Source organism: Hoeflea marina, from assembly GCF_003182275.1.
In the GTDB taxonomy this organism is placed as follows: Bacteria; Pseudomonadota; Alphaproteobacteria; order Rhizobiales; family Rhizobiaceae; genus Hoeflea; species Hoeflea marina.
Map to the genome: position 1 here is coordinate 406,331 of NZ_QGTR01000003.1, position 18,949 is coordinate 425,279.

General features: G+C 64.7%; 20 protein-coding genes. 6 read left to right on the forward strand and 14 right to left on the reverse strand.

Annotated elements, in window-relative coordinates:
• Positions 1-117 precede the first annotated feature (117 nt).
• Both DFR52_RS13160 and DFR52_RS13165 read right to left on the reverse strand, forming a co-directional pair.
• Complete coding sequence (locus tag DFR52_RS13160) at positions 118-1,572, reverse strand: RimK family protein (protein ID WP_110032425.1); 1,455 nt, start codon at positions 1,570-1,572, stop codon at positions 118-120.
• Positions 1,565-2,677, reverse strand: coding sequence for a GNAT family N-acetyltransferase/peptidase C39 family protein (locus DFR52_RS13165; protein ID WP_170132266.1), 1,113 nt, complete (start codon positions 2,675-2,677; stop codon positions 1,565-1,567). The genes DFR52_RS13160 and DFR52_RS13165 overlap by 8 nt, the downstream gene beginning before the upstream one ends.
• Positions 2,678-2,880: 203 nt before the next feature.
• Here DFR52_RS13165 and DFR52_RS13170 point away from each other — a divergent pair, with 203 nt between their 5' ends.
• Positions 2,881-3,591, forward strand: a complete 711-nt coding sequence (locus DFR52_RS13170; RefSeq protein ID WP_110032427.1) for a sulfate transporter family protein — start codon at positions 2,881-2,883, stop codon at positions 3,589-3,591.
• Between the two features lie 16 nt (positions 3,592-3,607).
• Here the strand turns inward: DFR52_RS13170 and DFR52_RS13175 are convergent, their stop codons facing one another.
• Positions 3,608-4,033: a VOC family protein gene (locus DFR52_RS13175; protein WP_110032428.1), complete on the reverse strand. Its 426-nt coding sequence runs from the start codon at positions 4,031-4,033 to the stop codon at positions 3,608-3,610.
• Positions 4,034-4,113: 80 nt separating this feature from the next.
• On the opposite strand from DFR52_RS13175, the gene DFR52_RS13180 reads away from it, so the two are divergent.
• A complete protein-coding gene (locus DFR52_RS13180) occupies positions 4,114-4,686 on the forward strand; it encodes a TetR/AcrR family transcriptional regulator (protein ID WP_210205828.1) in 573 nt (190 codons plus the stop codon).
• A 6-nt stretch (positions 4,687-4,692) separates the two neighbouring features.
• Here DFR52_RS13180 and nth read toward each other — a convergent pair whose 3' ends face one another.
• On the reverse strand, positions 4,693-5,361 hold the full coding sequence (gene nth / locus DFR52_RS13185; protein WP_245415328.1) for an endonuclease III: 669 nt from the start codon (positions 5,359-5,361) through the stop codon (positions 4,693-4,695).
• A 163-nt stretch (positions 5,362-5,524) separates the two neighbouring features.
• Here nth and DFR52_RS13190 point away from each other — a divergent pair, with 163 nt between their 5' ends.
• Both DFR52_RS13190 and DFR52_RS13195 read left to right on the forward strand, forming a co-directional pair.
• Positions 5,525-5,995, forward strand: a complete 471-nt coding sequence (locus DFR52_RS13190) for a DUF2244 domain-containing protein (RefSeq protein ID WP_110032430.1) — start codon at positions 5,525-5,527, stop codon at positions 5,993-5,995.
• Positions 5,996-6,072: 77 nt separating this feature from the next.
• On the forward strand, positions 6,073-6,954 hold the full coding sequence (locus DFR52_RS13195; protein WP_110032431.1) for a methylated-DNA--[protein]-cysteine S-methyltransferase: 882 nt from the start codon (positions 6,073-6,075) through the stop codon (positions 6,952-6,954).
• Positions 6,955-7,014: 60 nt separating this feature from the next.
• On the opposite strand, the gene DFR52_RS13200 is transcribed toward DFR52_RS13195, so the two are convergent.
• The 7 genes from DFR52_RS13200 to DFR52_RS13230 form a co-directional block, all read right to left on the reverse strand.
• The gene (locus DFR52_RS13200; protein WP_110032432.1) at positions 7,015-7,650 is read right to left on the reverse strand and encodes a 2,3-bisphosphoglycerate-dependent phosphoglycerate mutase; all 636 of its coding nucleotides are present in this window, start codon (positions 7,648-7,650) and stop codon (positions 7,015-7,017) included.
• 23 nt (positions 7,651-7,673) lie between these two features.
• A complete protein-coding gene (dapB, locus tag DFR52_RS13205) occupies positions 7,674-8,507 on the reverse strand; it encodes a 4-hydroxy-tetrahydrodipicolinate reductase (protein WP_170132267.1) in 834 nt (277 codons plus the stop codon).
• The gene (locus DFR52_RS13210; protein WP_245415329.1) at positions 8,504-10,333 is read right to left on the reverse strand and encodes an ABC transporter ATP-binding protein; all 1,830 of its coding nucleotides are present in this window, start codon (positions 10,331-10,333) and stop codon (positions 8,504-8,506) included. The genes dapB and DFR52_RS13210 overlap by 4 nt, the downstream gene beginning before the upstream one ends.
• 153 nt (positions 10,334-10,486) lie before the next feature.
• Positions 10,487-11,512, reverse strand: a complete 1,026-nt coding sequence (locus DFR52_RS13215; RefSeq protein ID WP_110032435.1) for a glucokinase — start codon at positions 11,510-11,512, stop codon at positions 10,487-10,489.
• A gap of 67 nt (positions 11,513-11,579) precedes the next feature.
• Complete coding sequence (locus DFR52_RS13220) at positions 11,580-11,957, reverse strand: methylglyoxal synthase (protein WP_110032436.1); 378 nt, start codon at positions 11,955-11,957, stop codon at positions 11,580-11,582.
• A 129-nt stretch (positions 11,958-12,086) separates the two neighbouring features.
• Positions 12,087-13,127 (reverse strand): penicillin-insensitive murein endopeptidase, encoded by a 1,041-nt coding sequence (gene mepA / locus DFR52_RS13225; RefSeq protein WP_110032437.1) that lies wholly within the window; start codon positions 13,125-13,127, stop codon positions 12,087-12,089.
• Positions 13,128-13,264: 137 nt separating this feature from the next.
• On the reverse strand, positions 13,265-15,109 hold the full coding sequence (locus tag DFR52_RS13230) for a hypothetical protein (RefSeq protein ID WP_146215612.1): 1,845 nt from the start codon (positions 15,107-15,109) through the stop codon (positions 13,265-13,267).
• Positions 15,110-15,214: 105 nt separating this feature from the next.
• Between DFR52_RS13230 and DFR52_RS13235 the strand changes: the two genes are divergently transcribed.
• Together DFR52_RS13235 and DFR52_RS13240 are read left to right on the forward strand one after the other, a co-directional pair.
• A complete protein-coding gene (locus DFR52_RS13235; RefSeq protein ID WP_110032439.1) occupies positions 15,215-16,261 on the forward strand; it encodes a glycosyltransferase in 1,047 nt (348 codons plus the stop codon).
• Positions 16,258-16,635: a GtrA family protein gene (locus tag DFR52_RS13240; protein WP_110032440.1), complete on the forward strand. Its 378-nt coding sequence runs from the start codon at positions 16,258-16,260 to the stop codon at positions 16,633-16,635. Before DFR52_RS13235 ends, DFR52_RS13240 begins: the two co-directional genes overlap by 4 nt.
• Positions 16,636-16,677: 42 nt before the next feature.
• On the opposite strand, the gene DFR52_RS13245 is transcribed toward DFR52_RS13240, so the two are convergent.
• From DFR52_RS13245 to DFR52_RS13255, 3 genes are all read right to left on the reverse strand, one after another.
• On the reverse strand, positions 16,678-17,034 hold the full coding sequence (locus DFR52_RS13245; protein ID WP_158284956.1) for an EamA family transporter: 357 nt from the start codon (positions 17,032-17,034) through the stop codon (positions 16,678-16,680).
• Positions 17,031-17,738, reverse strand: coding sequence for a class I SAM-dependent methyltransferase (locus tag DFR52_RS13250; protein ID WP_110032442.1), 708 nt, complete (start codon positions 17,736-17,738; stop codon positions 17,031-17,033). Before DFR52_RS13250 ends, DFR52_RS13245 begins: the two co-directional genes overlap by 4 nt.
• A gap of 194 nt (positions 17,739-17,932) precedes the next feature.
• Complete coding sequence (locus DFR52_RS13255) at positions 17,933-18,919, reverse strand: Gfo/Idh/MocA family protein (RefSeq protein WP_110032443.1); 987 nt, start codon at positions 18,917-18,919, stop codon at positions 17,933-17,935.
• Between the last annotated feature and the right edge of the window lie 30 nt (positions 18,920-18,949).

Consider the following 18,949-nt stretch of genomic DNA (forward strand, 5'->3'; position numbering starts at 1 on the left):
ATCCGTGGGGATGCGGCACGGCGATCCATCCGCCCGCCCTTCCAGTCCCGAACCAATTCGGTGCACGCTATATCCGGTTTGTCGGCCAAGGAACAGGCGTCACCCCGCCTGCGGGATTCAGGAATCGATGCGCTCGATGAACCAGTTGGTCAGCCGGGTCCAGACCTCGTCCTTCTCCGCCGAATCCTCGACGCCGTGCTCGAGATTGGGATTGTCGTTGACCTCGATGACGAACACGCCATCCTCGGTCTCCTTGAGGTCGACCCCGTAGAGCCCGTCGCCGATGCAGCGGGCGGCGCGCAGCCCCGTGTCGAGCACCCGCGGCGGAGTCTCGGCCAGGGAAAAGGTCCGGAACCCGCCTTCCAGCGGCTTGCCGCCGGTGTCATGCTTGACGATCTGCCAATGCTGCTTGGCCATCAGATACTGCACGGCAAACAGCGGCTTGCCGCCAAGCACGCCGATGCGCCAGTCGAAGCTGGTCGGCATGTATTTCTGCGCGATCAGCACATCGGAATCGGCCAGCCAGGCGCCGGCGAGCTTGCGCAGTTCCTCCATGTTCTTGACCTTGGAGACGCCGCGCGAGAACGAGGAATCCGGGATCTTGAGCACCATCGGGAAGCCCAGCGTGTCGGCCGCCCGCTGCAGGTCCTCGACGCCGATGACCATGATGGTCTGCGGCACCGGCACGCCGTTGGCCGCCATCAGCTCGTCGAGATAGACCTTGTTGGTGCAGCGGATCATGGAGACCGGGTCATCGATGACCGGCATCCCCTCCTGCTGGGCGCGGCGGGCAAAGCGGTAGGTGTGGTTGGAGATCGACGTGGTCTCGCGGATGAACAGCGCGTCGAAATTGGCGAGCCGCGCCAGATCCTTCCTGCCGATCGGCTCGACCGCAACACCCATGCGCGCGGCGATGCGGGCCCAGTGCCTCAGGGTCTCCACCGACGAGGGCGGCATGGCCTCGTTGGCATCCATCAGCGTGGCGATGGAATAACGCGCGGGGGTGCGCGACTTGGCGTCCCGCCACTGGCGGCCGGTGTAGATGGCCATGGCCTCGAAGAACGCATCCCGGTCGGCGCCGGTGAGCTTGGCGACCGGCAGCAGGCTGATGCGGCTGATGGACCGCCATTTCCCGTCCTTGATCGCCACTTCCACCACCGGCGCGCGGAACCAGTCGAACAACTGGCGTCCGAAGCGCTCGAAGCGCGGATCCGTGGAGGTGCCGAAATAGATCTTCAGCCGCGCCGGAGCGGGCTCTTCCGACTTGCCGAACCCCTTGTTGAGCACGTCCTCGAGCTCCGGAATCGAATTCTCGTAGAGCTTGCGCGCCGACAGGTCGATGATGGTCTCGACCGAGGGAATGACGCGCTGGCCGCGGGCGGCCGCCAGCAGCGAGGCATAGTAGCCGCGGCTCTGGTAGCTGTAGGAGCGCGACAGGTTGATAATGTTGGGGCGGGCGCCGCGAAACAGGTCGGGCCGGGCAAGGTAGTCCCGCGTGGCGAGCACCTTGTGCTTGGTGGCGGCATGGTCAAAGCCGGTCAGCGCGGTGGCCAGGATGATCCAGTCAGACATGCGAGGTGTTTCCCTCAATCAGGACCGCGGCGCGCAGCCCTGTGCGGCCATAACGGGCAATTCGGTCAAAAATGGCGTAGGGGACGGGAATGTTGGCCGCATCGGCGGCCGTCTCGCCCAGTTCGTCCTCCACCCACGGGTCATGAACGAGAATGTGGCGCCCGTCGTCGCCGTGAGCAAGAACCCAGTGCGGAACTTTCTTGCCCATCATCAGGTAACCGCTGACCAGCACGATGGCGGCATCGCCGCGCGCCAGCCGGTCGCGCAGCGCGTCCATCGTGAAGGCCCCGATATGAGTGGCAATGCCCGCCTCGGCTGCGCGGGCGCGGAAATCGGTCTGCGCCAGTTCCATCACCCGGCGCTTCTCGGCGTCGCGGACGGTCTCGAGAAACAGCATGTCGTGGGTCGAGCACCAGACCTCGGGAACCAGGCCGTGATCGCGGGCGACAACAGCGAGCCCGTAAGGCTCGCAGCCGCCGGGCCCGGCCAGCATGAACACCGTGGTGGCCTCGCGCCAGAGCCGGATTTCCCACAGCGGGGTGAGAAAATCGGGCGAGCGGAATCGGCCCAGCGCCATCAGCAGGCAGGCCGAGCCGCAGGTGAAGTCGGTCGACTGTTCGTAGAACGGCGTCTGCGAGCGCGTGATGTCCTGGCCGCGCAGGAGCTTCTCGAGCCGCAGGGCGGCCATGCCGTCCTCATAGTAGCCGTCGTGGCGTCCGATGCGCCGGTAGCCGGCAGACTTGTAGAGGCCGATGGCGCCGACATTGTCCTCGCGCACCTCAAGCCGGAGGAGGATCCGGTCATGCTCCATGGCCGCGTGCTCGGCGGCGGCAAGCAGCGCCCTCCCGACCCCCTTGCCGGCGAAGGCCGGCGAGACGGCCAGCGAGTAGAGCCGCGCCATGCCCGTGCCGGCACGAAACAGGATCATGGTGTAGCCGGCGAGAACGCCGTCGAGTTCGGCCACAAGGGTAGCCGCCGTCGGCCGGTCGATCAGGGCGCGGAACGAGCGCCGCGATATCCGGTCGGTCGAGAACGTTGCCTGCTCGATGCCGTCTAGCGCGTCGATGTCGTCGATCGTGGCGGGGCGAATCCGCGGTGCGGACATGGGGTTTCCGATGGCAAACTGGCAGACGCCGAACTTGGCGCCGATATGGTGAGGCGCGCGAATCATGGCTGATTTGTGAAGCCTTGTCACGCCGCAGCCCAAGCGGGGGTCCGGACCCGCCGAGGCCCGGCGTGCCAGGCGGCAGGTTGACGGAAACCGCGCCGATCCCCACATGGCGATGGTCTGAAACTGGAAATCGCGCCATGATCCTCGACGCCGCGCGGCTTGCCGCCGCCAATCTTCTGTCGCCGGCGTCCCGCTCGATCCTGTGGAAGTCGCTCGGGCTTACGCTGCTGATTCTCATCGGCCTCTGGTTCGGCCTTGAATCGACCTTCTCCAACCTGGTCATGCCGTGGCTCGGAAGCTTCCTGCCCGGACTGCCCGACTGGGCGGGCTGGGCAGCCACCGTGGCGGCCGTGATCGCCGGTTTCGGGCTGGCCTTGGCGCTGGCGCTGTTCGTGGCGCCGGTGACGGCCGTGGTGGCGGGGCTTTTTCTCGACGACATCGCCGAAGTGATCGAGCAGCGCGACTATCCGCTCGACCCGCCAGGAAAGGCGATGCCGCTTGGCGACGCCATCGGCCAGTCGCTAAAATTCCTTGTCGTGGTGGCAATCGGCAACCTGTTCGCGCTGATGCTGCTGATCGTGCCCGGCATCAACCTGATGGCCTTCTTCCTGGTCAACGGCTACCTGCTGGGTCGGGAATATTTCGAGTTCGCGGCCTCGCGCTTCATGAGTCCGGCCGAGGCACGGCGGCTCAGATCGCGGCATTCGACGACCGTCTTTTTGGCCGGGCTGGTGATCGCCGCCTTCCTGTCGGTGCCGCTCTTGAACCTGCTCACGCCGATGTTCGCCGCCAGCATGATGGTGCATCTCTACAAGCGTGTCGAGCAACGGCGGGGGCGGCCCGGCTGAATCCGCCTTCGCCTGGTCAGGTCGGGAGCGCCGACGCGTCATAGTGGGCGGCAAAGGCGGCGCTTGGCGGTATCGGCCTGATGATGTCGATCAGCACCCCGTTCGGATCGACGGTGATGAAATGGCGCTGTCCGAAGTCCTCGTCGCAGATCTCCTTGAGGATCGGCAGTCCGGCGGCACGGATGTCGCCATAGACCTGGTCCACATCCTCCACCTCGAAATTCAGCAACAGGCCCGAGACACCTCCGCGTCGATCGGCCGGAATCGTGGAATGCTGGCCGTCAAGCACCGCGAGCGCGACGCGGGCGTCATCCCGCGACTGAAGGTGCACATACCAGTCACTCGCAAACAGCGCCTCGAAGCGGAAATGGGTGATGTAGAAGGCCGCCGTTGCGGCGACATCGCGGGTCATGAGGACGGGATAGTAGCTGGTGGTCTTCATCTTTCCAGGTCCTTGCAGATCACATACAGTCAGTCTGTATTGGAAAATAGAAACATTCTGTCTGTATGTAAATGGGTGATATGCGACGATCGAACAAGGAGCGCACAGACGCCATGCGCCAGGCGCTCATCGATGCGGCGCGCAGTCTCTTCATCCAACGGGGTTATGCCGAGACCGCCACGCCCGACATCGTTGCCCTGGCTGGCGTGACGCGAGGCGCGCTCTACCATCATTTCGAGGACAAGAGAGCTCTCTTCCGCGCCGTCATCGAGCGCGAGGCGGCTGACGTCGCCGCGGCCATCGAAGCCGGGACATCCCCGGTCATGAACCCGCGCGAGGCCATCGTGGCTGGCAGTCGGGGCTATTTCGACGCCATGTCCAAGCCCGGCCGGGCCCGGCTTCTGCTTCTTGACGGTCCGGCGGTGCTCGGCGCTGACACGATGCGCGCCATCGACACGGAGACCGCCGAGGCAAGCCTGAAAGACGGTCTCCACGTCCTGCTTTCAGGCGGGCGCAATGGCGCCCTTGCGGACATGCTGGCCGTGCTGCTGTCGGCGGCCTTCGACCGCGCCGCGCTGGCGATCGAAACCGGCGCCGATCGCCACCAATGCGAAGAGGCCATCGCCGCGCTGATCGACGGGCTTGCGGCTTGATGGATATCAGGCGATCTGCGCCGGCAGCTCGACCAGCGGCGCCGGAATGTCGCAGGTCTTTTCCAGCGACCTGCACAGATCGGCGATGACGCAGCGCTCGCATTCGGGCTTGCGCGCCTTGCAGCAATAGCGTCCGTGCAGGATCAGCCAGTGGTGGGCATGGAAGAGATAGTCCTCGGGGATGATGCGCAGGAAGGCCTGCTCGACCTCGTCGGGGGTGTTGCCGGGCGCGATCCTGAGCCGGTTGCCGATGCGGAAGACATGGGTGTCGACGGCTAGCGTGGGCTCGCCGAAGGCCATCGACAGCACCACATTGGCGGTCTTGCGGCCCACGCCGGGGAGCGTCACCAGCTCCTCGCGACTGCGCGGCACCTCGCCGCCGAACTCGTCGACCAGCCTGCGGCTGAGCGCGATGACATTCTTCGCCTTGTTGCGGTAGAGACCGATGGTCTTGATCAGGTCCCGCACCCGTTCCTCGCCCAGATCCAGCATCTTCTGCGGGGTGTCGGCGACGGCGAAGAGCGCCCGTGTCGCCTTGTTGACGCCGGCGTCGGTAGCCTGCGCCGACAGCGCCACCGCCACCACCAGCGTGAACGGATTGACATGCTCGAGCTCTCCCTTGGGCTCCGGGCGCTGCACCGAGAAGCGGCAGAAGATCTCGCGGATCTCCTCCATGGTGTATGGGATCCTGGCGCGGGGAAATTTTTGGCGCGCGCCATTTGCAGGTCTGGTCTTGGCCACAATCTTGCCGCCTGAGGCTGTGACTTTTTGGCGCTTGGGCTTTTCCATCATGGTTCTATAATCGGCCCGCAACGGACTTGGCAATCGGCAGGCACCCATGAACGACGAACCGGTCTTCGAAGCAACGCTGACCCCCTACCGCTCCCTCGGCCGGACCGGCTTTACCGTGGTGATGATCCTGGCGGGCGGCGTCACGCTGACGCAGATCGTGATCTTCGCCGCCGCCCGCGCCTGGCCCGTGGTCGGTTTTGCCGGGCTCGACATGGTGCTGCTGGTGGGCGCATTCTGGCTCAGCTACCGCTCCGGACGGGCAAGCGAATATGTCCAGGTCTCTCGGACCAACCTGATCATCCGCAAGCTGGCGCCATCGGGCCGGGCGACCGAAGTCCGGTTCAACCCGTTCTGGACCCGCTTCGACATCTCCAGGCACGAGGAGATCGGAATCACCGGCATGCTGGTCTCCGGACAGGGCCGGCAGACCGAAATCGGATCGTTCCTCAACCCGCTCGACAAGGAAAGCTTTGCGAGCGCCTTCCAGCGCGCTCTGGCGACCGTCAAGCGGCGCTGACCCGGCGCAATGGGGCGGCGTGTTTCGGGTGGCGCGCGGGCCGGCCGCATGATTGAGTGCGGCCAAGGAGAACCGCCATGACGATACAAGCCACACTTGACCGCGACATCACGCCCGTGGGCGCGGATTACGAGCTCGTGCGTCAGGTGATCGAGCGCATCACGCTCGATTTCCAGTCGCAGCCATCGCTCGAGGACATCGCGTCGGACCTTGGCGTCACGCCCAGCAAACTGCAGAAGACCTTCAGCCGCTGGTCGGGACTGACGCCGAAGGCGTTCCTGCAGGCGGTGACGCTGGACCATGCCCGCCGGCTCATCGGCGCCGAGGGCCTGCCGCTGCTCGACGCCAGCCTGGAGCTCGGCCTGTCGGGTCCCGGGCGGCTGCACGATCTCTTTGTCACCCATGAGGCGATGAGCCCGGGCGAATTCAAGTCCGGCGGCGCCGGTCTGGCGGTGCGCTACGGCTTCCACCCATCGCCCTTCGGCACCGCGGTGGTGATGGCCACGGACCGCGGTCTGTGCGGGCTGGCCTTTGCCGATCCCGGCGGCGAGGCGGCGGCGCTTGAGGACATGGCGCGGCGGTGGCCCGGGGCGAGGCTGATCGCCGACCAGGAGAGCACTGCGGGCTACGCCAGACGGGTGTTTTCCACCGACGCGTGGAATCGGGACCAGCCGCTCAGGGTGGTGCTGATCGGCACCGATTTCCAGGTCCGCGTCTGGGAGGCGCTGTTGCGCATCCCGCTGGGGACTGCCTCGACCTATTCGGACGTGGCCCGCGCAATCGGCCAGCCGACGGCGTCACGCGCCGTGGGCGCAGCGGTCGGCCGCAACCCGATCTCCTTCGTGGTGCCATGCCACCGGGCGCTGGGCAAGTCCGGGGCGCTGACCGGCTATCACTGGGGCATCACACGCAAGCGCGCGATGCTCGGCTGGGAAACCGGGCAACTGACCTGCAGTTGAAGCGCGCTGAAATCCTCGGGGCCCGCGGGCTGGACCGAAGCCGGCCCCTGGCGCTTCAGCTCAATGGGCGGCGGACATGTCGCCCAGGACTTCCTTGCTTGCGACGGTGGAATCGGCGTTGAGCTTGTAGACCATGGGCACGCCGGTGGCGAGGTTGACCGAGAGGATCTGCTCGCGATCGAGCCGGTCGAGCACCATCAGCAGCGAGCGCAGCGAATTGCCGTGGGCGGCCACCAGCACGGTCTCGCCGCGCAGCACGCGCGGCAGGATCTCGGTCATGTAATAGGGCCAGACGCGGGCTCCGGTGTCCTTGAGGCTTTCGCCGCCGGGCGGCGGCACATCGTAGGACCGGCGCCAGATATGGACCTGCTCCTCACCCCACTTCTTGCGCGCGTCGTCCTTGTTGAGGCCGGAAAGGTCGCCGTAATCGCGCTCGTTGAGCGCCTGGTCCCGGATGGTGTCGAGGCCCTGCTGGCCGATGCCATCGAGGATCAGGTCGAGTGTGTGCTGGGCGCGTATCAGCACCGAGGTGAACGCGACATCGAAGGTGAGCCCGTAATCCTTGAGCGCCAGGGCCCCCGCCTTGGCCTCCTCCACGCCGAGTTCGGTGAGGTCGGGGTCCTTCCAGCCGGTGAACAGGTTCTTCAGATTCCATTCGCTCTGGCCGTGGCGGACGAGCACGAGGGTTCCGGACATGGTCGCTTCCTTCTGTTGGAAAATCAGGCCTCGTCGGCGAGGCCGAGGACATCAAGCATGGAGTAGAAGCCGGGCTTCCGGCTGCGTCCCCACAGCGCCGCCTTGACGGCACCGCGGGCAAAGATCGTACGGTCGAGCGCGCGGTGGTTGAGCTCGATGATCTCGCCCTCGCCGGCGATGAGCACCGAATGCTCGCCGATGACCGAGCCGCCGCGCAACGTGGCAAAGCCGATGGCGCCTTCCGGGCGCGGGCCGGTATGGCCGTCGCGGACGGAGACCCTGGCCGCGTCGAGCGCCACGCCGCGACCCTGCGCGGCTGCCTGGCCAAGCAGCAGCGCGGTGCCGGACGGCGCGTCGACCTTGTGGCGGTGGTGCATTTCGAGCACCTCGATGTCCCAGTCGGCTGCTTCCAGCGCCCGCGCCGCCTGGCGCACCAGCACCGCAAGCAGGTTGACCCCGAGGCTCATGTTGCCCGACTTGATGATGCGGGCGTGGCGGCCGGCCGCAATCAGGCGCCGGTCATGCTCGGGCGCCATGCCTGTGGTGCCGAGCACGTGGACGATGCGGGCCTGGGCGGCGAGATCGGCGAACTCCAGCGACGCAGTCGGGGAGGTGAAATCGAGGACGCCGTCGGCGACGGCGAAAACCGGCAGCGGATCGTCGGAGACGATGATGCCCGATTCCCCCGCGCCCGCCATCATCGACGCATCCTTGCCCAAAGCCGGCGATCCGGCGCGCTCTATGGCGCCGGCGAGGTGGACGCCATCGGTCTCCGCGATCACGCGGATCAGGGTCTGGCCCATCCTGCCGGCCGCGCCCACCACCACAAGTCCCATGCTGCCTGTTTCATCGCTCATGACTGGGTCCCCGTGCTGGCCGCACGCCGTCTCGCCTTCTTCGCCGCGGGGGCAGAGGTGTCTGGCGGATCGCCGGCGCTGTCGGCCTCCTTGTTCAGTCGCTGCAGCCGGGCATAGAGCCCGTCGTCGCTCTTGGTCAGTTCGCCATGGGTGCCGCTTTCAACGATACGGCCGTCCTGCATGACGATGATGCGGTCTGCCTTGGCGATGGTCGAGAGCCGGTGGGCGATGACCAGGACGGTGCGCCCTGTCATGGCGGTGTCGAGCGCCTTCTGCACCGCGGCCTCGGATTCATTGTCGAGCGACGAGGTGGCCTCGTCGAGCAGCAGGATCGGCGCGTTGCGGACGAGCGCGCGCGCGATCGACACCCGCTGCCGCTGGCCGCCGGAGAGATTGGCGCCGTTCTCGCCCAGCGGCGTGTCGTAGCCCCGGGGCTGGGCGAGGATGAAGTCATGCGCCTGCGCCATGCGCGCCGCCTCCTGCACCTCGGCGTCGGTGGCGTCGGGACGGCCATAGCGGATGTTGTCGGCGATGCTGCCCTCGAACAGCCAGGGCTGCTGCGAGACATAGGCGAGCGCGGAGCGCAGCGACTGCTTGGTGACATCGGCGATGTCGGTGCCGTCGATGAGCACCGTGCCGGAGCTCGGGTCGTAGAAGCGCGGCACCAGGCTGATGAGGGTCGACTTGCCCGCACCCGACGGCCCGACGATGGCCGTGGTCTTGCCGGCCTCGGCGACGAAGCTGACGCCATCGAGAACCACCTCGCCCTCGTGATAGGTGAAACGCACGTCGCGGAACTCGATCTCGCCGCCCTTGACTTCCAGCGGCCGGGCGTCGGCACGGTCTCCCTGGGCCGGAACCATGTCGAGAATCTCGTAGATCATGCGCGCATTGACCGCGGCGCGCTCCAGGCTGATCTGCAACCGCGCCAGGCGCCGGGCCGGATCATAGGCCAAGAGCAGCGCGGTGATGAAGGAGAAGAAGGCGCCGGGAAGAACGTCGCCGTAGATGGAGCGGAACGACGCATATGCAATGACGCCCGAAATGGCGAGCCCGGCCACCGATTCGGTGAGCGGCGAGGTGCGTTCGCTCAGCCGCGCGATGCGGTTGGACCGCTCCTCGGCGGACTGGATGATCTCCTGGGTCCGCGCGCCGATGACGCCTTCCATGGTGAAAGCCTTGACGATGGTGATGCCCTGCACCGTCTCCTGCATTGCCCCAAGCACGCGGCTGTTCAGATTGATGGATTCCCGGGTCGCGATTCTCAGGCGCTTGGAAATGTACTGCAGCGCCAGCAGCACCGGCGGCGCCACCACAAAGGCAATCAGCGACAGCAGCGGATCCTTGGCGACCATGACGCCGACGAGCGCCACAAGGGTGAGAAGATCGCGGGCAAAGGAGGTGATGGTCAGATTCATCACGTCGCGGATGCCCGACACATTCTGGCTGATCTGGGCGGCGATCTGGGCCGAACGGCTGCTGGAGAAGAACGAGACGTTGAGCGCCATCAGATGCCGCATAAGTCGGCTCTGATAGCGCGCCACCAGGTTGTTGCCGATGCGCGACAGGATGACAGCCTGGCCGTAGGACGCCAATCCGCGGATGATGAAGGCGAGCAGCACCCCGGCGCAGATCATCCAGACCACGTCGGCATTCTTCTTGGCGAAGGCCTCGTTGACGACGTCCTCCATGATCCATGCGGTGAAGGCGGTGGTGCCCGCCACGGTGATGAGGCAGAGCGCCGCCACCAGATAGTCGCGGACATAGTCACGTCCGTTTTCCTGGATGATTCGCTTGACGACATCGGTCAGCGAATCCAGTCTCATCCGGCGCTTCTTCTGCTCAACGTGCTGGTCCAAAGATCTGTCGTCCCGTGTTCCCGCGTCCGCGGCATCACTCCGCATCGCGTTCAAAGGACACGCATTCGCGGTCCGGGTTCTGGCTTGCGGCGGTTCTATAACGGTTTCGGGCCGCTTTGCCTATGCTTTCCAGCGCCGGCCTTCGGTTGCGACACCAAAGCGCACCGGAGTCCGCGCATAGGCCGCCATGCCGGACAGGGCCGCCAGCGGATGGGTTACGACGAAGGTCGGGATCGACTTGAGGATGGCGCCGTGGGGTGCCTTGTCCTCGAAGGCCTGGCGGAACTCGGGACGCTTGAGCGCCGGAATGATCTTCTGCGAGATGCCTCCGGCCAGGTAGACCCCGCCGCGCGCCATGAAGATCAGGGCGAGGTCGCCGGCGACGCGGCCCAGATAGGTGGCGAACAGCGACAGGGTCTCGGTGGCTGCGGCATCGCTGCCATCGAGACCGGTGGTGGTTACCTCCGAGGGGTTGGCGGCGCGCATCTCCATGCCGCCGACCTTGCAGACGGCGAGATAGATGTTCATCAGGCCGCGGCCGCACAGCAATTGCTCCGCCGACACCCGGCCACCGATGGTCTCGTAGTGCGGAAAGAGATCGTAGTCCCGCTCGGTGCGCGGCCCGACATCGATGTGGCCGCCCTCGCCCGGAACCGGAAACCAGGTGTGGCGGGCATGGACCAGACCCGCGACGCCGAGCCCGGTACCGGGACCGACCACCACCCGCGATGCCGACGGCAGGATCTCTCCGCCGCCGATCTGCTGAAGATGCTCCGCCTCGAGCGAGGCGGCGGCCAGCGCCTGGGCTTCGAAATCGTTGATCACCACCACCTCGTCAAACCCGAGATGGGCGATCAAGTCGTGGGGACGGACCACCCAGTCGCAATTGGTGAGGTCGATCTCGTCGCCCTTGACCGGGCCGGCGACGGCCAGGATGGCCGAGCGCGGCTGCACCGCGGTCTTGTCGAGCACGCCCGCCTGGATGGCGTCGTCGATGGTGGCGAAGTCCGCCGTCGCCAGCGTCGGAAACTGCTTGGGCTCGGCATAGGCATCCACAAGGATGGCAAAGCGCGCATTGGTGCCACCTATGTCGCCGATCAGGATGGGAAAGGGGATTGTGTGTTGGTGATCGGACTGGTTCGACATGGTCTGGACTCCCGTCATTGATCGGCAAATCGTCATTCGCCAGTTTGCAGCACTTGCATTCCGATGTTCAACCCAGCGCGCGAAGCAGCGGCTCCGCGGTCGCTCGGTTGAGCGCCAGAGGTATATCATAAACGATCGCCAGCCGTGTGAGGGCCTTCACGTCGACATCATGCGGCATGGCGGTCAAAGGATCGACAAAGAAGACCAGCAGCGTGACCCCGCCCGTGGCAATCAGCGCGCCGATCTGCTGGTCGCCGCCGAGTGGACCGCTCTTCAGCGCGGTGACATCGAGCCCGGGGCAGGCCTCGATGACCCGTTGGCCGGTCGTGCCGGTGGCAACGATCGAAAATCCGGACAACACGGCTTCATGGGTGCGGGCGAAGTCAGCCATCGCATCCTTCATGAGGTCATGGGCAATCAGGGCGATGGCAGGCTTCTCGGTCATAGCGCTCACGGGTCGAGGATCTCGGAGTTCCAGTGGACATCTAATCGATTTGAATGACAGATTATAGTGGGTTTGCGCGTGGCTATGAATATGGGCCCGGGGCCCTTTTCTCAGGACCCGTGGTCTTTCTCAGGGATTGGCGGGCCGCGGAGTCGGGACGGGAATGGCGGACGGAGCAAGGGCCATCGCCGATATGGCTGCGGCTGCCCCCGGAGCAGCGGGGGCTGCCACGCCACCGGCTCGGACGGTCGCAGCGGCCGCGGAGGCCGGCGAGCGCGCATCAAGCACGGCCGAACAGGCCGCCGGCAGATCGGACAGCATGACCTCGCGCGGCTTCGGCTTCGGCTTGGCATCGGGCTTTGCCGGCTTCCACGGCTCGTCCGTGAACCACCAGGCCAGCGACTTGTCGCAGCCGTCGCCCCTGCCGATATCGGCCTGCGGGGTGCAGCCGGTGGCACCAGGCGGGCATTTGATGCGGATGTGAAAATGGTAGTGATGGCCCCAATAGGGCCTGAGCTTGCCCATATCGGAGCGGTCGCCCTTCCAGGTGTCACACAGCATCTTCTTGATGCCGGGATGAATGAAGATGCGCTGCACTTCCGGATAGCTGGCCGCGCGCATGAGCAGATTGGCGCGCGCCTGGGTCCAGATCTTCGGATCCACGTAGAGCGAATCCTTCTTCAGCATCGATGTGGCGGAGACCTCCTCGCGCTCCTGCCTGGAAAGCGTCCGCGCCGGCATCGGCGTGAGCCATATGTCAGCGTCGAGGCCAACCTGGTGAGAGGCATGACCGGTGATCATCGGCCCGCCCCGCGGCTGGGCCATGTCTCCGACGAGCAGGCCGGGCCAGCCATCGCTGGCGGCTGCGTCGCGGGAGAGCCTCTCGACCAGCGCCACCAGGTCGGGATGGCCCCAGTTGCGGTTGCGCGACGGGCGCATGACCTGCCACGTGGGGCCATCGGCAGGCAATGCCACGCCGCCCGCCAGACAGCCCTTGGCATAGAAGCCTACGGGCTGGGGCGCCAGCATGGCAGGCAGGGCGGCCGCGCCGAAAAGCTGCTTGGCCGGCTTCGAGCCATCGGCCGCGCCAGCGTGAACCGGAGCGGCAAGCACCGCGGCCGCGAGCAATGCCGCGATCGAGCCGCGCAGAAGGCTGTCATAACCGGTCATGTCTCAACTCCGCGGGGCCAGCCCTGGTGCAGGGACCAGGCAAATCACTTTGCCGAGGATACCGGCCGCGATGCGGCTTGAAAACCGCCAACAGGGGAACCCGTGATTTCGCCGGTTTAGGCTTGTCCACCGGATCATCAACGAAGACGAAAAATCTGCAATGGCTTGGCCATCGTGGCAGGTATCGGCTCAAGGAATCCGGGGATCTTCCCATTGCCGAGATGAGCGTACAGACCCGCTGGCTCGGCTTCGGACATATTTTTCACTTGCGGGTCAGACTTGCAGAACGCGACCAGGGTTACGCCCGCCTTTCGCAATATCGTCTCGGCGGCCGCGGGAGGTGCCATGCCGGCCTGGAGTTCAGCCAACATCCCAGCCTGGTTGCGATGGTAAGGCGCAGACAACACCCGGTGATCGGTGAAGCGCAGGATGGGAGCACCGAGATTTGAGGCAGCCGCGACGACGCCGGCGGGCTCGCGACTCAAGGGCAGCATGGCGGTCCCGTCGGTGCATACAGGTTCCTCGGCTACGGCAACAGCATCGGATTCCCTGCCAATGGCTGCTTCATATCCCCTCATCAATCCAAGTCCGGCGAGTCCCCAGACAAAGGGGATGGACGCCAATGCCGCGCCGGCGAACAGAACCCCCTTGCGGACATTCTTGGGATCGGCACGCGCCTGGTCCCGGAGGTCGGCGACCAAGGCAGCCAGCGGAATGAACGAGAGCATGTTGGCAAACACCGCGCCGCGAACCTGGATCAGGGTTATGGCGTAGGAGACGAAGATCAGGGCGAACAGCACCAGATGAGATTGCGCCCTCTCCCGACGAAGCACCCTGGCGGCGCACACCATCATGGCCAGCAGCGGTACGGCATAGAAGATGGCCGAGGTCCAGGGTTCGATGGCGAACTGGGACCAGACAGATTGCGCCTCGGTGACGTTGTTGAGCCACATGGTGACCAGCAGCGGGTCAAGGTTTGCCAGCGGATTGCTCAGACAAGCGGGCGCGATCAGCAGTGCCAGCGCACCCGTTGCTGCACCCACGGCACCCAGCGAAGCCAGACGGATTGCAAAGCTCTGCCGCGAGGCGAGCGACACCGCCAGAAAGAGACCGCCGGAGCCGACCACGCCCAAAGCATAGAAACCGGTCGACAGCGCATCACAGACAACCACGCTGTAGTGGCCTGGTGGAACAGTCAGAAAGAAGAAGCCCGACAGCGACAGCGCGACGACGAGCGCAAATGCCCCGGCAGAGGCGCGCATGGTCTCGCCATGCCATGCCCAAAGCAATGCAACCAAGATGCAGGCGACGGCGACATGCGGCGTTGTTTCAACACCAATGGCGACGGCCAGTGCTGCGCCGAAGCCGGCCATGGCAAAGGCCCGGGGCGACTGCCAGGGTGAGACGAGGCAAGCGGCGATGACCGCCATGATGCCGAGTTGCACATTGGTATGGTCGATGGAACCAGGGTGAAACCGGCTGCCGCCCATGACGAACAGGAAAGCGGCGACGAGACCCATCGTGGAAGCCACAACACCGCCGAGCGAGCGCGCGCCGAGTGCCAGGCCATACAAAATCGGCACCGCAGTCAGCAGCGGCCAGACAAAGAGCGCGGCGGCTTCTGCGAGAGTCTGTCCGAAGAACGCCGAAAAGAACAGGATCAGACCCGCGATTGGCAGATCGACAAGACGGGACCAGTGCATCTGAGTGCCCTCGGCCATACCCAGCCGATACTGAGTCATGTCGAACCAGCCCTGCCCACCCAGCAGGTCCCGCACCTCAACGAGCCGCATGACGTCGTCATTGTCACTGCCTATATAATCGGTGTAGCCGAAAAAGTGCATGATAACTGTCAGCAGGACGAAGATCGCGAACGCGATCGCCACCGGCTTGTGCAGCGCCTCCAAGCCGCCACCAGCCTGTGATGGCGAGACGTGGAAAGCTGCGGGCGAAGGCCTGATACATAATTCGCTGCGATTCACGGAGGGCTCCAGATGCGATTTCGGGCGCCGCTCAACCTAGCCTTAACCTTCTCAAGAAATAGTAAAGCGACTTCCGGCGCGGCGCCGGACAGATTCGGGGTGCGCATGAGTGACGGATTGTTGAACGATCTCGAGATCGCGGTGCTGTTGCCATGCTTCAATGAGGCACAGACGATCGGCGCTGTCGTGGCTGGCTTCCGCGAGGCGCTGCCGGGCGCCCGGATCTATGTCTATGACAACAATTCCAGCGATCAGACCGCCCTGAAGGCCGCGCTTGCCGGGGCCACGGTGGTGCGCGAATCGCGCCAGGGCAAGGGTCATGTCGTGCGGCGGATGTTCTCTGACATCGAGGCCGACATCTATCTCATGGCCGATGGCGACGGCACCTATTCGCCTGCGGACGCGCCGGATCTGATCCGCACCCTGCTTACCGAGCGTTGCGACATGGTGGTGGGTACACGCAGGGAAGTCACCGTCGATGCCGGCCGCCGCGGCCACGCCTTCGGCAACTCGATCTTCAACCGGCTCTACCGGTTCATCTTCGGACCGGACTTCACGGACATCTTTTCCGGCTACCGCGCTTTCAGCCGACGCTTCGCCCGCAGCTTTCCCGCCGTCTCGGGCGGATTCGAGATCGAGACCGAAATGAGCGTGCACGCGTCGGTGCTGCGGCTTCCGGTGGCCGAGCTGATGCTGGATTACGGGCGCCGTCCGGAAGGCTCGGAATCGAAGCTGTCGACCTTCAAGGACGGCGGCAAGATCCTCTGGATGTTCGCCATGCTGATGAAGGAGACGCGCCCCTTCGCTTTCTTCAGTTGTCTCAGCCTGATGATGATGGCCATGAGCCTGATGCTGATGGCGCCGGTGCTCAGCGAGTATTTCCACACCGGACTGGTCACCCGGATGCCCACCTGGGTGCTGTCGATGGCGATGATGATGATGGCGCTGGTGATCTTTTCCAGCGGCATCATCCTCGACTCCGTGGCTCGCGGACGAGCGGAGCAGAAGCGCATCCACTACATGTCGATCCCGGCCGCCCGCGGCGAGCGGCGCTTCGGCGGCACGCCGGCCGCGCGCGCAACAGCCGATGGCAACGAGGTCTCGCCGGTCACGACGAGCGCCGCCCGGAAGGCCAGCAAGAAGGCCGCATGAAAAAACTGCTCTTTTTTGCGATGGCGGGTGGCGTCGGCTTCATCGCCGATGTCGCCGTGCTGTTTCTGGCGCTGCGTTACACGCCGCTCGACCCGTTCACCGGTCGCGCGCTCGGCATCGCATCGGCAATGGCCTGCACCTGGATGATCAACCGGACCTTCACCTTCGCCGCCTCGGGGCGGTCGCTCGTATCGGAAGGCGCTCGTTACAGCGGTGTCGGCGTGACCTCGGCATTGATCAATTTCGGAGCCTACTCGACAGCTTTGCTGTCGCTGCCTCAGCTATCTCCCTATATCGCGCTGACGCTCGGCTCTGCGATGGGGACGATCTTTGCCTATCTGGGCTATTCACACTTCGTCTTCGGCAAGCACTGACCGGAGAGCCCGTCCACTCCGGACAGTTGCTGCCTGGTGCGTTCAGGCCTTGATGCCGCTGACGACAATTCCTGCACAGATGATGATGGCACCCAGCACCTGCATCAAGGTGATGGCTTCCGCGAGAAAGACCAGCGACAGCAAGGGGATGTAAACATAGGACAGGGCCATGAACATGTAAGCCCGGCCTATCTGCATGTCGCGTATGATGAACACCCAGGACAGTGTTGCCAGTCCGTAGAGCACCAGCGCAATCCAGAAATGCGCACTACCCGCCAGGCCCATCAGCGGGCCGTCCGGGCCCCTGAGCGCGTCACTCGATCGCTTGAACAGGATCTGTCCAATCGAAATGATCAGGGGCACCAGTATGAGGCCCGCCAGTGTGAATGTCCGCGTCAAATCGGTTTCGCCTTGTCCTCGGCAAAATAGATATCGCGACCGATATCCATGCAGCGGAATTCAAACGGAAGCGGCTGAATGGCTCGCAGAAAGCTGTGCTTGTAAGGGAAAAAATTGAAATGAGGATTGAAGGTGAAGATCGCCTCCCGTTCCCTTGGCACGACAATGATCAGCCGCTTGCGGGTGATGCGGCGCAATTCGGCGAGCGCCCTGCGATAATCGAGAATGTGCTCGATGACGTGGGTGCAGATAACGGTGTCGAACTCTTCATCGGCGAAGGGCAGATTTTCGATCGGCGCCTTGACGAACTCGATGCCTTCATCGCTGAAGAAATCGGGGATGACAAAATCGACCCCGACAAGGCGGCGGTCAATTTCGCTGCGCCGCTCGGCCAGGTTTCGCAGCAGGAAACCGGTACCGCAACCAACATCGCAAACGCTGTCGCCGACCAGATCCAGGGCAATCTGAGCGATGCAGGCCTTCGAGTTGTCGGTGTCGTTGTGAACACGCGGATGCTCGGTATAGAGAGCTTCGTATTCTTCAGACGTCAGGAAGGGCGCCCGGCGCCGGAAATCCGCCAGTTTGTCGATATGCTTGCCCCAGACAAGCCGCGAAAGCTGGACGAATATCCGTGAATCACGAAGAATCGGAGGCAGCAATTCCTCGATCGCAAACCTTATTCGGTTGGTCTGTTCCCGATTCATGAATGCTGCAGCCTCCACCCGCCTTGGATCGGATTTGCTGAATGGGGCGACCCCTTGCCCGGTTCATTCAGTGTTTCATATCAGCGGATTAAACTCTCGAAAATGATTCGATGTAAGCCTTCTCCGTCACGGCAATGGCTTACATCGGCCCCCAGTGACTTGCAAACTCCGGGACCACGGGCTGCACCATCGGTTCAGACGGCCTCCCAGCCGTCATGACCGGCGGCTCGGTAGATGGCGTCGATGAGCTTCTGGTTGCGAACCGAATCCTCGAGTGTGAAGATGGGCTCAGCGCCGCCTTGGGCGCGACGGACAAAGGCCTCGGCCTGCAGCCGGTACTGGCGCACGCCGGGAAAGCGGAAGACCTGCGCGCCGTCATGGCCGCGGTTTTCCAGCGACACCGTCGCGTGGCCGAAATCGCCGGCATTGAAGGGGGCGGAGACCTCGATATAGCCCTCCTCGCCATGGAAGACCATGGTCTGGCGCAGCGCCATCTGGGTCGAGCAGTAGAAGGTCAGCTCGAAGCCGTCGAACTCCGCCTTGACGCTGGCGTAGCGGTCGGTGCCGAAGGTCGGATCGCGCTCGACCGTCGCCTGCACCCGGACCGGCTCCTTGCCCGTGGAAAAGCGGGTGACCACCGTCGGATACACTCCGATGTCGGGCAAGCCGCCGCCGCCGAGCGAGGCATTGTTGCGCATGTTGGCCGGATCAGTGTTGAAATAGCTGAACGCGCCCTGCACATGGCGGAGCCTGCCTATGGCGCCCTCGGCGATCAGCGCCCGGACCTTGTGCCACTGCGGATGATAGGTGACCATGAAGGCTTCGCAGACCTGCACTCCGGCGGCGTCGCGGGCGGCGATCAGCGGCGCGATCTCGTCGGCATGAAGCGCGATGGGCTTTTCGCACAGCACGTGCTTGCCGGCGCGTGCCGCCTTGATGCTCCATTCGATGTGCTGCGAGGTGGGCAGCGGAATGTAGACCCCGTCGATGTCGGGCGAGGCGAGAAGCTCCTCGTAGGAGCCGAAGGCATGCGGAACGCCGAAGCGGTCGGCGAGCGCGCGGGCACGACTCAGGTCGCGGCTGGCTATCGCCGTGACGACGCCGTTGACGCTGTCCTGCAGTTGCGGAATGATCTGCTCGCGGCCGATCTTGGCGGTGGACAATATTCCCCAGCGAAACATGATGGTCTCTCCCTTTTCAGCAATCCGACG

What these genes read in the sequence shown, in the direction of transcription:
- DFR52_RS13160 (WP_110032425.1), bottom strand. Translation starts at nt 1,572, where the DNA reads ATGTCTGACTGGATCATCCTGGCCACCGCGCTGACCGGCTTTGACCAT.
- DFR52_RS13165 (WP_170132266.1), bottom strand. Translation starts at nt 2,677, where the DNA reads ATGTCCGCACCGCGGATTCGCCCCGCCACGATCGACGACATCGACGCG.
- DFR52_RS13170 (WP_110032427.1), top strand. Translation starts at nt 2,881, where the DNA reads ATGATCCTCGACGCCGCGCGGCTTGCCGCCGCCAATCTTCTGTCGCCG.
- DFR52_RS13175 (WP_110032428.1), bottom strand. Translation starts at nt 4,033, where the DNA reads ATGAAGACCACCAGCTACTATCCCGTCCTCATGACCCGCGATGTCGCC.
- DFR52_RS13180 (WP_210205828.1), top strand. Translation starts at nt 4,114, where the DNA reads ATGCGACGATCGAACAAGGAGCGCACAGACGCCATGCGCCAGGCGCTC.
- nth (WP_245415328.1), bottom strand. Translation starts at nt 5,361, where the DNA reads ATGGAGGAGATCCGCGAGATCTTCTGCCGCTTCTCGGTGCAGCGCCCG.
- DFR52_RS13190 (WP_110032430.1), top strand. Translation starts at nt 5,525, where the DNA reads ATGAACGACGAACCGGTCTTCGAAGCAACGCTGACCCCCTACCGCTCC.
- DFR52_RS13195 (WP_110032431.1), top strand. Translation starts at nt 6,073, where the DNA reads ATGACGATACAAGCCACACTTGACCGCGACATCACGCCCGTGGGCGCG.
- DFR52_RS13200 (WP_110032432.1), bottom strand. Translation starts at nt 7,650, where the DNA reads ATGTCCGGAACCCTCGTGCTCGTCCGCCACGGCCAGAGCGAATGGAAT.
- dapB (WP_170132267.1), bottom strand. Translation starts at nt 8,507, where the DNA reads ATGAGCGATGAAACAGGCAGCATGGGACTTGTGGTGGTGGGCGCGGCC.
- DFR52_RS13210 (WP_245415329.1), bottom strand. Translation starts at nt 10,333, where the DNA reads ATGAGACTGGATTCGCTGACCGATGTCGTCAAGCGAATCATCCAGGAA.
- DFR52_RS13215 (WP_110032435.1), bottom strand. Translation starts at nt 11,512, where the DNA reads ATGTCGAACCAGTCCGATCACCAACACACAATCCCCTTTCCCATCCTG.
- DFR52_RS13220 (WP_110032436.1), bottom strand. Translation starts at nt 11,957, where the DNA reads ATGACCGAGAAGCCTGCCATCGCCCTGATTGCCCATGACCTCATGAAG.
- mepA (WP_110032437.1), bottom strand. Translation starts at nt 13,127, where the DNA reads ATGACCGGTTATGACAGCCTTCTGCGCGGCTCGATCGCGGCATTGCTC.
- DFR52_RS13235 (WP_110032439.1), top strand. Translation starts at nt 15,215, where the DNA reads ATGAGTGACGGATTGTTGAACGATCTCGAGATCGCGGTGCTGTTGCCA.
- DFR52_RS13240 (WP_110032440.1), top strand. Translation starts at nt 16,258, where the DNA reads ATGAAAAAACTGCTCTTTTTTGCGATGGCGGGTGGCGTCGGCTTCATC.
- DFR52_RS13250 (WP_110032442.1), bottom strand. Translation starts at nt 17,738, where the DNA reads ATGAATCGGGAACAGACCAACCGAATAAGGTTTGCGATCGAGGAATTG.
- DFR52_RS13255 (WP_110032443.1), bottom strand. Translation starts at nt 18,919, where the DNA reads ATGTTTCGCTGGGGAATATTGTCCACCGCCAAGATCGGCCGCGAGCAG.